Source organism: Pseudomonas sp. FG86, assembly GCF_057808775.1.
Genome location: NZ_JBMDIS010000126.1, coordinates 1 through 12,868, shown reverse-complemented (window position 1 = coordinate 12,868; position 12,868 = coordinate 1). Strand labels below are relative to the sequence as shown.

The following is a 12,868-nucleotide window of genomic DNA, read 5'->3' as shown; positions in this document are numbered from 1 at the left end:
CAGCCCAACGCGGGGCAAGCCCGCTCGCCACAACAAGCCCGCTCGCCACAGTTATAGTGTTCCCCCCCTGAACCGACTGGCATTAGGGCAAGCCCCCTCCCACATTGAAGTCAGAGCGGCGTCAGCACATTCATCACCGTATCCAACGCCACCCGCGCGCCGCGGGCGTCGCGGTTCTGGATCGCGGTGAGGATTGCCTTGTGCCGGGGCAGGCTCAGGCCCTGGATATCCGGGCGGCGGTTGGTGATGCTGATCGACTCGCGCAGCGGCAGCGACAACATGTTGCACATGTAGGCCAGCAGGTCGTTGCAGGCCTCACGCGATTGCAATCGGTGTCACACCTTGCTGAAAAACTCCACGTTGGCAGGCGATAACTATTTACTAGCGCCCAAGGAGATGAGAAAAGCTCTGCCAACTTCCTGGATATGGACGTCACATGCCTCGCTCAAGCCTTATCACCCGGCTATTGGTCGCACTGTTGGTCGGCGTGGCGCTTTGGTACATGTGGATGATCGCCAGTGCCAAGCTCGAGTGGGGCGGCAGCAGCCCCGAGCAACACTGGCTGGGCACGGTGCCTGGCGTGCACACGCGGGCGGTCAGCCAATATTGCACCGGCGTGCTGGTAACGCCCCAGGGCACCTGGCTGGTGGGGCGGCTGGAGGATGCCTACGAACCGTTCCAGCCGTCTGCCGCCATGGTCGACCTGAATGCCGTACTGCACGGCAAGGCGCCCGCACCGCCAAAGGAGCCGGGTGCCTTTGGCAGCCTGATCCCGAGCCGCGAGCGTGAAACCACGTTTATTTCGCGCCTGGATGCCAACGGCCAATTCACCCCTGTGGCCCATCTCAGCGGCGCAGCGTGTTTGGTGGCCAGCCCGGATGGCGCCCACGTGTACCTGTTGAGCGACGCGAACCGTCCCGATGACGCCGCCGCCCAGACCGTGGTATTTCGCAGCGATGACCAGGGCCAGCACTGGACATGGATGGCCGCAGGCTTTTTCCCGGAGGCGGACCGGGTGGCCGACAACCTGACCCCGTATTTCTACAACAAGGACGAGGTGTGGGCCTGGGGTTCACCCGGCACCGCGGACGACGAGGCCAGCGCCGACCCTTCCGGTGCAATTCCCACGGGCGTGTATTACTCCAGGGACGGCGGTGCCCACAGTGCGCCGGTCGTTGCACCTCAATCCTTGCTGGTACCGCGTGAGTACGCCCAAGGCAAGCGCCCGGACATCGTCGAATGGCGCACGGCCGAAGGGGAGTCCGGCGACGTGCGCAGCCATGTCCTGCAACAGGATGCCCAGCACGCAATGATCTGGGTGTCCCAGCGCTTTTGGGGCAGCCACCCCGACGGCCAGAGCAACAACCTGGCGATCGATATCACCACCCGTGCGTCGTTAACCCGCACGACCGGGGGCTGGCAGGTGGGGCGCCTTGAGCGTGAAGATGGCCTGTTTGTCACGGCGCTGGCGGACAACGGCGATGGCCGCGTGATCGGCTTGATCGACCGGGGCGGATATGGGCATACCGTGGTGGCCGAACTGAACACCACCACCCTGGCCTGGCAGCCCTTGAGCGACTTGCCCAGTGTGTTCTCGCCGTTGGCTGCCGACACCCAGGCCCGCGGGCTTTGGGTGGGGCGCAACAGCCTGTTGCTCAACACGTCCAGCGAACACCATCCGCCACGCTGGCTCTACTGGTGGGGGGACGCAAATATTTCCGCCGAGGCGGTGTTTTACTCCAAAGACTGGGGTCAGTCATGGCAGCGCCTGGCGGTGGATGGCTACATGGGGGTACGCGGCTTCGACGGTGGCAGCGACCGGGTGTTCTGGAGCCAACAAAAGAGCGCCGATGACACCGGCATAGGTTCCTACAGCTTGCACTAACCCAGCGGTTCAAGCTCCCCACCGCAGGTTACAGCGGGGTTAGCACATTCATCACCGTATCCAACGCCACCCGCGTGTCATCCAGTTGCACCAGCGACGCATGCCGCGCGCCGAGGGCGTCGCGGTTCTGGATCGCGGTGAGGATTGCCTTGTGCCGGGGCAGGCTCAGGCCCTGGATATCCGGGCGGCGGTTGGTGATGCTGATCGACTCGCGCAGCGGCAGCGACAACATGTTGCACATATAGGCCAGCAGGTCGTTGCGGGTGGCATCGGCAATCGCGCGGTGGAAGTCCAGGTCGGCCTGCAACAGCTGCTCGTGGGTCTGCGCGGTTTCCATGCCCAGGTAGGCTTTTTCGATGATGGCGATGTCTTCATCGGTGGCGGTGGTCGCGGCCATGGCGGCGATTTCCGGTTCGAGGATGCGCCGCACGCCCGCCAGCGTATTGAAGAACTCGCTATGGGGCGTGGACTGCATCAACCAGGACAGCACGTCCGGGTCGAGCAGGTGCCATTTCACCCGAGGCCGCACCACGGCGCCCACCCGGGGCTTGGAGTACACCAGGCCCTTGGCGCTGAGTACCCGTGTCGCTTCGCGTAATACCGAGCGGCTGACCTTGTACTCCTCGCAGAGCGTGGCCTCCATGGGCAGTCTTTCTTCGGGCTTGAAGCGACCGGAAACGATGTGCATGCCCAAGTCCTGAACGATCTGGGCATGCATGCTCTTGCGCGGCTTGGACGGCGGCTGATCCATAACGACAGGGATGCTCTGGCTTAAATTCGCGGCATCATAGCATCCCAATTAGTGGGAATGCCGAGGGACTTCCGCCCCTCGGCAACCGACCAGGAAGTCAAAGTCGCAACCCTGGTCGGCCTGCAGCACATGGTCGATGTACAGCTGGCGATAGCCGCCGACGATCAGGTTCTGCGGCGGTTTCAGGTCGGCCATGCGCGCCGCCAGCTCGGCGTCGGGGATGTCCAGGTGCAGGCGGCCGTTGGCGCAGTCAAGTTCGATCCAGTCGCCTTCTTGCACGGCAGCCAACGGTCCGCCGGCCGCGGCTTCCGGCGCCACATGCAAGACCACCGTGCCATACGCCGTGCCGCTCATGCGGGCATCGGAAATCCGCACCATGTCGGTCACGCCCTGGGCCAGCAGCTTGGCCGGCAAGCCCATGTTGCCGACTTCGGCCATGCCTGGGTAACCCTTGGGCCCGCAGTTCTTCATGACCAGGATCGAGTTGGCATCCACGTCCAGCTCCGGGTCGTTGATGCGGGCCTTGTACATGTCGAAATTCTCGAACACCACCGCACGGCCGCGATGCTGCATCAGCTCGGCGCTGGCCGCCGAGGGCTTGAGCACTGCGCCCAATGGCGCCAGGTTGCCGCGCAGCACGCAGATGCCGCCGTCGGCGCGGATCGGGTTGTCGAGGGTGCGGATCACTTCGTCCTGGCCGTAGATCGGCGAGTCCTGGGTGTTTTCGCCCAGGGTCTTGCCGTTGACGGTCAAGGCGTTCGGGTGCGGGATCAGGTTGGCTTCACCGAGGCGACGCAGTACGGCGGGCAGGCCACCGGCATAGTAGAACTCTTCCATCAGGAAGCGCCCCGACGGTTGCAGGTCGACAATGGTCGGCATGCCACGGCCGATGCGGGTCCAGTCGTCCAGATCGAGCTCGACGCCGATGCGCCCGGCGATGGCTTTCAAATGGATCACGGCGTTGGTGGAACCCCCGATGGCCGCGTTCACGCGGATCGCGTTTTCGAACGCCTCCTTGGTGAGGATCTTCGACAGCTTCAAGTCTTCGCGCACCATCTCGACCGCACGCATGCCCGACATATGAGCCAATACATAACGCCGCGCATCCACGGCGGGGATCGCCGCATTGTGGGGCAGGGACGTGCCCAGCGCCTCGGCCATGCAGGCCATGGTCGACGCGGTGCCCATGGTGTTGCAGGTGCCCGCCGAGCGCGACATGCCGCCTTCGGCCGCGAGGAAGTCATCCAGGGTAATGGTGCCGGCCTTGACCTGTTCACTGAGTTGCCACACCACGGTGCCCGAGCCGATGTCCTGGCCCTTGTGCTTACCGTTGAGCATCGGCCCACCCGTGACCACGATGGCCGGCACGTCGCAACTGGCCGCGCCCATCAGCAGGGCCGGGGTGGTTTTGTCGCAGCCCGTCAGCAGCACCACACCGTCGATCGGGTTGCCGCGAATGGCTTCCTCCACGTCCATGCTCGCCAGGTTGCGGGTGAGCATGGCGGTAGGGCGCAGGTTGGATTCGCCGTTGGAGAACACCGGGAATTCCACCGGGAAGCCGCCGGCCTCGATCACGCCACGTTTGACGTGCTCGGCGATCTGGCGGAAATGCGCGTTGCACGGGGTCAGCTCCGACCAGGTGTTGCAGATACCGATGATCGGCTTGCCATGGAACTGATGGTCGGCAATGCCCTGGTTCTTCATCCAGCTGCGGTACATGAAGCCGTTTTTGTCGGCGGTACCAAACCACTGGGCGGAGCGTAGGCCGGGCTTTTTATCAGACATGATCGATTCTCTTATTGTATGACTATATGTTCTATCTGAAGCTAAACATAAGCGCAAAATCGACGCTTTGGAAGTGTTGTTTAGTAAATAGTACTACTATATAGTCGATCTCAACTGAGGGTTGGCCCTGGCGGATTTTCGCGAGAGGCGTCCCCCGAGCTTCTATAAGAACAACAATCGGAGATCGACCCCCATGAGCCAGGAACTGCGGCTTATCCGGCGCATTACGCTGAAACTGATTCCCTTCCTGATCCTGCTGTACCTGATCGCCTATGTGGACCGTTCGGCGGTCGGGTTCGCCAAGTTGCACATGGGCGCCGACGTCGGCATCGGTGACGCGGCCTACGGCTTGGGCGCGGGGCTGTTCTTCATTGGCTACTTCCTGTTCGAGATCCCCAGCAACCTGATGCTCGACCGCTTCGGCGCGCGGCGTTGGTTCGCACGCATCATGCTGACCTGGGGCGCGATCACCATTGGCATGGCGTTTGTGCAGGGGCCGCACAGCTTCTACGTGATGCGCTTCCTGCTGGGCGCGGCCGAAGCGGGGTTCTTCCCCGGCGTGCTGTACTACATCACCCAATGGTTTCCGATTCGCCATCGCGGCAAGATCCTCGGGCTGTTCATCCTGTCCCAACCCATCGCGATGATGATCACCGGCCCGGTCTCCGGTGGCTTGCTGGGCATGGACGGCATCCTCGGGCTGCACGGCTGGCAGTGGCTGTTTATCGTGATCGGCACCCCGGCGATCCTGCTGACCTGGCCGGTGCTGCGCTACCTGCCGGATGGCCCCAAGCAGGTCAAATGGATGAGCGACGATGAAAAAGCCTGGCTCACCGGCGAGCTGAATAAAGACCTGCAAACCTATGGGCAGACACGTCACGGCAACCCGTTGCACGCCCTGAAGGACCAGCGTGTGTTGCTGCTGGCGCTGTTCTACCTGCCGGTGACCCTGAGCATCTATGGCCTGGGCCTGTGGCTGCCGACCCTGATCAAGCAGTTCGGCGGCACCGACCTGGTCACCGGTTTTATCTCCGCCGTGCCGTACATTTTCGGGATCATCGGCCTGCTGATCATCCCGCGCAGTTCCGACCGCCTGAATGATCGCTACGGCCACCTGGCCGTGCTTTATGTACTGGGCGCCATCGGCCTGTTCTTCAGCGCCTGGCTGAGTGTGCCGGTGCTGCAAATGGCCGCGCTGTGCCTGGCGGCCTTCGCGCTGTTTTCCTGCACGGCGGTGTTCTGGACCTTGCCGGGGCGCTTCTTTGCCGGCGCCAGTGCGGCGGCGGGCATTGCCTTGATCAACTCGGTGGGCAACCTTGGCGGCTATATCGGTCCGTTCGTGATCGGTGCACTCAAGGAATACACCGGCAACCTCGCCTCGGGCTTGTACTTCCTGTCCGGGGTCATGGTGTTCGGGCTGGTCTTGACCGGCGTGGTCTACCGCCTGCTGGAGCGCAAGCACGTCCTGCCGGTCGATCAATTCGCCGCCAGTGCCCGTGGCGCCACACGTACTTAATCAGGGAGAAGCTTCATGCGTTTAGTGCAGTTCGAATCAAACAACGGTGAGCGTCGGGTCGGCGTGGTGGATGGCAACCAACTGCGCGAAGTGCAAACCGCGCGCAGCGTGCGCGAACTGGCACTGGCCGCTATCGAGGCGGGCATCAACTTGCAGCAGCAGGTAGAGCGTCTCGGCCTGGGCGCCAGCCATGACTACGCGGCGTTGCTGGCCGACCTGAAAGTCCTGCCGCCGCTGGACCACCCGGACCCGGCCCATATGCTGATCAGCGGCACCGGCCTGACCCACCTGGGCAGCGCCTCGGCCCGCGACAAGATGCACCAGGGCGCTGACGAAACCGCACTGACCGACACCATGCGCATCTTCAAGTGGGGCCTGGAGGGCGGCAAGCCAGCAGCCGGCCAGGCGGGCGTGCAGCCCGAGTGGTTCTACAAGGGTGATGGCCGCATCGTCGTGCGCCCGGGCGCGGCTTTTCCGGTGCCGCCGTTCGCCGAAGACGCGGGCGAAGAGCCGGAGATCGGTGGCCTGTACGTCATCGGCCCTGACAGCAAGCCTTATCGCCTGGGGTTTGCGGTGGGCAACGAGTTCTCCGACCACGTCATGGAGCGCAAGAACTACCTGTACCTGGCCCATTCCAAACTGCGCAGTTGCAGCTTTGGCCCGGAGCTGCGCGTGGGCGAGTTACCGCAGCACCTGGCGGGCACCAGCCGCATCTTGCGTCACGGCGAGGAAATCTGGCGGAACGAATTCCTCAGTGGCGAGGCCAATATGTGCCACAGCCTGGAAAACCTCGAATACCACCATTTCAAGTACAGCCAGTTCCTGACCCCCGGCGATGTGCATGTTCACTTCTTCGGCACCGCCACCCTGTCATTCGCCGACGGTATACGTACCCTGCCGGGCGATGTGTTCGAGATCAGCCAGGCCGAGTTCGGCGCGCCGTTGATCAACGGTGTCGGCAGCAGCGATGCGGCATTCGAACCCGGCCAAGTCACCCCCCTTTAAGGAGATCAACATGCCCCAGTTCCTCGGCCACAACTATATCGGCGGCCATCGCAGCGCCAACGGCAGCGTCAAGCTGCACAGCGTCGATGCCAGCACGGGCGAAGCCTTGCCGCAGGCGTTCTACCAGGCCACGCCGGAGGAGGTCGACGCCGCCGCCCAGGCCGCCGCTGCGGCTTACCCGGCCTACCGCGCCTTGAGTGCCGCGCGCCGCGCGCAGTTCCTGGACGCGATCGCCGACGAGCTGGATGCCCTGAGCGATAATTTCATCGAGTTGGTCTGCCGCGAAACCGCGCTGCCCGCCGCACGTATCAAAGGCGAGCGTGGGCGCACCAGCGGCCAGATGCGCCTGTTCGCTACGGTGCTGCGCCGTGGTGATTTCTATGGTGCCCGTATCGACAAGGCGTTACCCGATCGCCAGCCGCTGCCACGCCCGGACCTGCGCCAATACCGCATCGGCCTGGGCCCGGTCGCCGTGTTTGGCGCGAGCAACTTTCCCCTGGCGTTTTCCACCGCGGGCGGCGACACCGCTGCCGCACTGGCGGCCGGCTGCCCGGTGGTGTTCAAGGCCCACAGCGGGCACATGGCCACGGCGGAACAGGTGGCCGATGCGATCATGCGCGCGGCTGCGGCCAGCGAAATGCCGGCGGGTGTGTTCAATATGATTTTCGGCGGCGGCGTTGGCGAAGCGCTGGTCAAGCACCCGGCGATCCAGGCAGTGGGCTTTACCGGCTCGCTCAAGGGCGGCCGCGCCTTGTGCGACATGGCGGCGGCGCGCCCGCAGCCGATCCCGGTGTTTGCCGAGATGTCGAGCATCAACCCGGTGATTGTGTTGCCCCAGGCGTTGCAGGCCAGGGCCGACACCGTCGCCCGCGACCTGACCGCCTCGGTGGTGCAAGGCTGCGGCCAGTTCTGCACCAACCCCGGCCTGGTGATCGGTATCGCGTCGCCGGCGTTCACTGCGTTCACCCAGCAGGTGGCGCAATTGATCGGCGATCAACCCGCCCAAACCATGCTCAATGCCGGCACCCTGGGCAGCTATGCCAAGGGCCTGGAGAAACTCCTGGCGCACCCTGGCATCCAGCACCTGGCGGGCAGCGTCCAGGCCGGCAACCAGGCGCAGCCGCAAGTGTTCAAGGCCGATGTACGCCTGTTGATCGACGGCGACGAAGTGTTGCAGGAGGAAGTCTTCGGCCCGACCACGGTGTTCGTCGAAGTCGCCGACCAGGCCCAACTCACTGCCGCCTTGCACGGCCTGCACGGCCAGCTCACGGCGACGATCATTGGCGAACCGGCGGACTTTCAACAGTTCGCCGAGCTCACGCCGCTGCTGGAACAGAAAGTCGGGCGCATCCTGCTCAACGGCTACCCGACCGGCGTGGAAGTCTGCGATGCGATGGTCCACGGCGGGCCGTACCCGGCGACCTCCGACGCCCGTGGCACCTCGGTCGGCACCTTGGCCATCGACCGTTTCCTGCGCCCGGTGTGCTTCCAGAACTACCCTGATAGCCTGCTGCCCGACGCGTTGAAAAACGCCAACCCATTGCGTATCCAGCGCCTGGTGGATGGCACGCCATCGCGCGACCCGCTGTAAACCACAATCAGGAGGCGACATGTCGTGTACCGCTGTCACTGAACACCGTGCGCAACTGGGGGAAGGTCCGTTCTGGGACGTGCCGACCCAGGCACTGTACTGGGTCAATATCGCCGGCAAACAGGCACTGCGCCTGATGGGCGGGCACTTGCAGATCTGGCAGTTGCCCGAGCACGTTTCGGCGTTTATCCCGTGTGAAAGCGGTGATGCGCTGGTGACCTTGAGCAGTGGCGTCTATCGGCTGGACCTGGCGACCCAGGCCCTGACCTTGCTCTGCGTGGCCGACCCGCAACCGGGCAACCGTGGCAATGAAGCCCGCTGCGATGCCCAGGGCCGCCTGTGGCTGGGTACCATGCAGAACAACATCGGCGAACACGGCGAAGACCTGCCGATCACGCGGCGCTCCGGTGGCCTGTTTCGCATCGATGCAGACGGGCAGGTCACGCCGTTGCTGCACGGCCTGGGTATTCCCAACACCTTGCTGTGGAGCGAGGACGGCAGCCAGGTGCATTTCGGCGACAGCCTGGATGCCACGCTCTACCAGCATGCGATCCAGGCCGACGGTCAACTCGAGCCCGCAACGCTGTGGTTCGGCCCGCACGTACGCGGCGGGCCGGATGGCTCGGCCATGGACACTGAAGGCTACATCTGGAACGCCCGTTGGGACGGCAGTTGCCTGCTGCGCCTGACGCCCGATGGTGAGGTGGACCGCATTATCGAGTTGCCCGTGAGCCGCCCCACCAGTTGCGTATTCGGTGGCCCCAACCTCACGACCTTGTATATCACCAGCGCCGCCAGCCCATTGGATCACCCTCTGGACGGCGCGGTGCTGGCCATCGAAGTCGATGTACCCGGCAAGCCTTGCCATCGTTTTGCCGGTTAGCTGTAGGCGCGAGCGTGCTCGCGAAAAGCCTGAGCGCGTCGTGTGCATTCAGGATGTACGCGTCATCGTTAACGTTTTTCGCGAGCAAGCTCGCTCCTACAAAAACAGCAAACAAAAAACAACAACAAGGAGTCACCCGTATGAAACGTCGTCGTGGTTTGCGTTCCCTGTGCTGCGCCGCTGTGGCGGTCTCGGCCATGAGCTTGAGCGGGCTGTTGCTGGCCGCTGAAGAAGTGAAGATCGGTTTTCTGGTCAAGCAGGCCGAGGAGCCGTGGTTCCAGACCGAATGGGCCTTTGCCGAAAAAGCCGGCAAGGAACATGGCTTCAAGGTGATCAAGATCGCCGTGCCCGATGGCGAGAAAACCCTCTCGGCCATCGACAGCCTGGCCGCCAACGGCGCCAAGGGCTTTGTGATCTGCCCGCCGGACGTGTCCCTGGGCCCGGCCATCGTCGCCAAGGCCAAGGCCAACGGTTTGAAAGTGATCGCCGTGGATGACCGCTTTGTCGACGCCAAGGGCAACTTCATGGAAGACGTGCCGTACCTGGGCATGGCTGCGTTTGAAGTGGGCCAGAAACAAGGCGCGGCCATGGCGGCCGAAGCGAAAAAACGCGGTTGGGACTGGAAGGACACCTACGCGGTGATCAACACCTTCAATGAACTCGACACCGGCAAGAAACGCACCGATGGCTCGATCAAATCCCTGGAGGAGGCCGGTATTCCCAAGGACCACATTCTGACGGCTGCGCTGAAAACCCTCGACGTCCCCGGCAGCATGGACGCCACCAACTCGGCCCTGGTCAAGCTGCCCGCCGGCGCGAAAAACCTGATCATCGGCGGCATGAACGACAACACCGTGCTCGGCGGCGTGCGTGCCACTGAGAGCGCCGGCTTCGCCGCCGCCAATGTCATCGGCATCGGCATCAATGGCACCGACGCCATCGGCGAACTGAAGAAACCCAACAGTGGCTTCTTCGGCTCGATGCTGCCCAGCCCGCATATCGAGGGCTACAACACCGCGAAGATGATGTTCGACTGGGTGACCACCGGCAAGGAACCACCGAAATACACGGCCATGGACGAAGTGACCCTGATCACCCGCGACAACTTCAAGCAGGAGCTGGAGAAAATCGGCTTGTGGAACTGATAGGTTTTCTCTCGCCGTTGCACTGCGTCCACACTTAACACTGATCCAATGTGGGCGCTGTCGAGCGTTAGCGAGGCAGCCTCGCTAAAGCTCGACAGCGCTTATATAAACCGCGTCAGTCAGCGGAGAACTTGAAGACGGTGTTCTGCCGATAAGTCTGTCCAGGGTCCAGGCGGGTTGACGCAAACTTGGGCTGGTTCGGCGCATCCGGGAAGTGCTGGGTTTCCAGGGTGAAACCGCTCCAGTGCAGGTAGGTCTTGCCGCCCTTGCCCTTTACCGAACCGTCGAGGAAGTTGCTGGTATAGAACTGCACCCCAGGCTCGGTGGTGTACAACTGCAAGCGCCGTCCGGAGGCGGGGTCGTGTACCTCGGCGGCGAGTTGTTTGATATTGCCTTGGGTGTCCAGCGCCCAGTTGAAATCAAACCCGCCCTGTTTGGGCTCGGCAAATTTGAGCTGCGGATGGTCATCCTTGATGTGCTGGCCGATAGGCGTAGGTTTCAGGAAATCCATCGGCGTGCCATTGACCGGCGCCAGTTCGCCCGTGGGAATCAAGGTGGCGTTGACTGGCGTGTAGTGGCTGGCATGCAAGGTCGCGACCTGCTTGAGGATGTCGCCATTCCCCGCGCCGGCCAGGTTGAAATAGCTGTGGTTAGTGAGGTTAAGCACCGTGGGTTTGTCGGTGGTGGCGGTGTAGTCGATATGCAGTTCATTCTGGTCATTGAGACGATAGGTGACCTCGGTTTTCAGGTTGCCGGGGAAGCCCATTTCACCGTCCTTGGACAGGTAGCTCAGCTTCACACCGACTGAATCCTTATCCTTGACCGGCTCGGCTTTCCACACCTGCTTGTCGAAACCCTGGGCGCCGCCATGCAGCGAATTGGGGCCGTCGTTGAGTGGCACCTGGTAGCGCTTGCCGTCGAGCGCAAAGGCGCCGCCCGCCAGGCGATTGCCAAAGCGCCCGATGGTCGCGCCGAAAAACGCCGTGCCGGCCTGGTAGCCCTGTACGTCGTCAAAGCCCAGGACCACGTCGTCGAGCTTGCCGTGTTTGTCCGGCACCTTCAGCGACTGCAACACACCGCCGTAAGTGATCACCGTGGCTTGCATGCCATGGCTGTTGCGCAAGATGTACTGCTCGACGGCGGTGCCGTCGTTGGTTTTACCGAAAGGTTTTTGCTCGCTGGACAAACCGGCTGCCTGGGCGCCACCGCTGGCGATCATCATGGACAGCGCCAGGCCGGACAGCAGGTATCGAGGGTGCTTCATGGTCGAACTTCCTTTTGTTGTTTTGGATGGAATAGTTCTACTAATGTGCGATATTTTGTCGATATGACAGCGAATTTATAGCCTTAAACGCCAATTTCGTAAAATAAAATAAGACTAATTGATCGAGGCATCCTTTTATGAGTACTGAACACGCCGTTTATCCCGACCTCAACGGCAAGACCGTATTGATTTCCGGGGGCGCCTCGGGGATCGGCGAATTCATGGTGCGGGCCTTCGCCGCGCAGGGTGCCAGGGTCGGGTTTGTGGACCGCGCGCAAAGCCAGGGCGAACGCCTGGCGGCTCTGTTGAGTTCGCGGGGGCATGCTGTGGAATTCGTGTGCTGCGACATCACCGATGAAATCGCCTACAAGGCGGCGATAGGGCGCTTCGAGCATTCCCTGGGGCCGATCACCGTGCTGGTGAACAACGCCGCCAATGACGTGCGCCACACCCTGGAAGAAGTCGATTCGGAAACCTTCGACAAGCTGATTTCCGTCAACCTGAAACACGCCTTCTTTGCCGCCAAGGCCGTGGTGCCGATGATGAAGCGCGCCGGCAGCGGCTCGATCATCAACCTCGGCTCCGTCGGCTGGATGATGGCCTCGGCCGGCTACCCGGTGTACGCCGCCAGCAAGGCCGCCGCCCACGGCATGACCCGCGCGCTGGCACGGGAATTGGGGCCGAACCGTATCCGTGTGAACACGCTGGTGCCGGGTTGGGTGATGACTGAAAAACAGCTGGCCATGTGGGTGGATGACGCTGCCAAGGAGCTGATCAGCCGCAGTCAGTGCCTGCCGGGCAGTGTGCTGCCGGAGCATATCGCCAATATGGCGTTGTTTCTTGCTTCCGATGCGTCGGCGATGTGTTCGGCGCAGAATTTTATTGTGGATGGTGGTTGGGTCTGAGCCTGGAACCCTTGTCCAGGCAACAGAGGCCAATGTGGGAGGGGGCTTGCCCCCGATGGCGGCCTCTGGGCCGACCAGGATGCTGGAGTGGAATGAGTACATATCCGTTGCTGCGGTAACGGCTACTTAGGGTTCCGC

10 protein-coding genes and 1 pseudogene are annotated in these 12,868 nt (G+C 62.8%); 7 read left to right on the top strand and 4 right to left on the bottom strand.

Annotation, left to right across the window (positions count from 1 at the left end; all coding sequences use genetic code 11):
• Positions 1-110: 110 nt before the first annotated feature.
• A pseudogene (locus ACODSV_RS34115) lies at positions 111-311 on the bottom strand (GntR family transcriptional regulator); the annotation flags it as partial.
• 125 nt (positions 312-436) lie between these two features.
• Between ACODSV_RS34115 and ACODSV_RS34110 the strand changes: the two are divergent.
• Positions 437-1,885 (top strand): hypothetical protein, encoded by a 1,449-nt coding sequence (locus ACODSV_RS34110; protein WP_150055704.1) that lies wholly within the window; start codon positions 437-439, stop codon positions 1,883-1,885.
• A gap of 28 nt (positions 1,886-1,913) precedes the next feature.
• On the opposite strand, the gene ACODSV_RS34105 is transcribed toward ACODSV_RS34110, so the two are convergent.
• Positions 1,914-2,636, bottom strand: a complete 723-nt coding sequence (locus ACODSV_RS34105; RefSeq protein WP_024074761.1) for a FadR/GntR family transcriptional regulator — start codon at positions 2,634-2,636, stop codon at positions 1,914-1,916.
• Between the two features lie 48 nt (positions 2,637-2,684).
• On the bottom strand, positions 2,685-4,421 hold the full coding sequence (locus ACODSV_RS34100) for an IlvD/Edd family dehydratase (protein WP_024074762.1): 1,737 nt from the start codon (positions 4,419-4,421) through the stop codon (positions 2,685-2,687).
• A 193-nt stretch (positions 4,422-4,614) separates the two neighbouring features.
• Between ACODSV_RS34100 and ACODSV_RS34095 the strand changes: the two genes are divergently transcribed.
• From ACODSV_RS34095 to ACODSV_RS34075, 5 genes are all read left to right on the top strand, one after another.
• Complete coding sequence (locus ACODSV_RS34095) at positions 4,615-5,937, top strand: MFS transporter (protein ID WP_102625367.1); 1,323 nt, start codon at positions 4,615-4,617, stop codon at positions 5,935-5,937.
• Between the two features lie 15 nt (positions 5,938-5,952).
• Positions 5,953-6,942 (top strand): AraD1 family protein, encoded by a 990-nt coding sequence (gene araD1, locus ACODSV_RS34090; protein WP_069075733.1) that lies wholly within the window; start codon positions 5,953-5,955, stop codon positions 6,940-6,942.
• Positions 6,943-6,952: 10 nt separating this feature from the next.
• The gene (locus tag ACODSV_RS34085) at positions 6,953-8,533 is read left to right on the top strand and encodes an aldehyde dehydrogenase (NADP(+)) (RefSeq protein WP_150054561.1); all 1,581 of its coding nucleotides are present in this window, start codon (positions 6,953-6,955) and stop codon (positions 8,531-8,533) included.
• A 19-nt stretch (positions 8,534-8,552) separates the two neighbouring features.
• The gene (locus ACODSV_RS34080; protein WP_102625370.1) at positions 8,553-9,416 is read left to right on the top strand and encodes an SMP-30/gluconolactonase/LRE family protein; all 864 of its coding nucleotides are present in this window, start codon (positions 8,553-8,555) and stop codon (positions 9,414-9,416) included.
• Between the two features lie 140 nt (positions 9,417-9,556).
• On the top strand, positions 9,557-10,561 hold the full coding sequence (locus ACODSV_RS34075; protein WP_024074767.1) for a substrate-binding domain-containing protein: 1,005 nt from the start codon (positions 9,557-9,559) through the stop codon (positions 10,559-10,561).
• Between the two features lie 115 nt (positions 10,562-10,676).
• On the opposite strand, the gene ACODSV_RS34070 is transcribed toward ACODSV_RS34075, so the two are convergent.
• Positions 10,677-11,825, bottom strand: a complete 1,149-nt coding sequence (locus tag ACODSV_RS34070; RefSeq protein WP_150056560.1) for an aldose epimerase family protein — start codon at positions 11,823-11,825, stop codon at positions 10,677-10,679.
• A gap of 137 nt (positions 11,826-11,962) precedes the next feature.
• On the opposite strand from ACODSV_RS34070, the gene ACODSV_RS34065 reads away from it, so the two are divergent.
• On the top strand, positions 11,963-12,730 hold the full coding sequence (locus ACODSV_RS34065; RefSeq protein ID WP_024074769.1) for an SDR family NAD(P)-dependent oxidoreductase: 768 nt from the start codon (positions 11,963-11,965) through the stop codon (positions 12,728-12,730).
• Positions 12,731-12,868 lie beyond the last annotated feature (138 nt).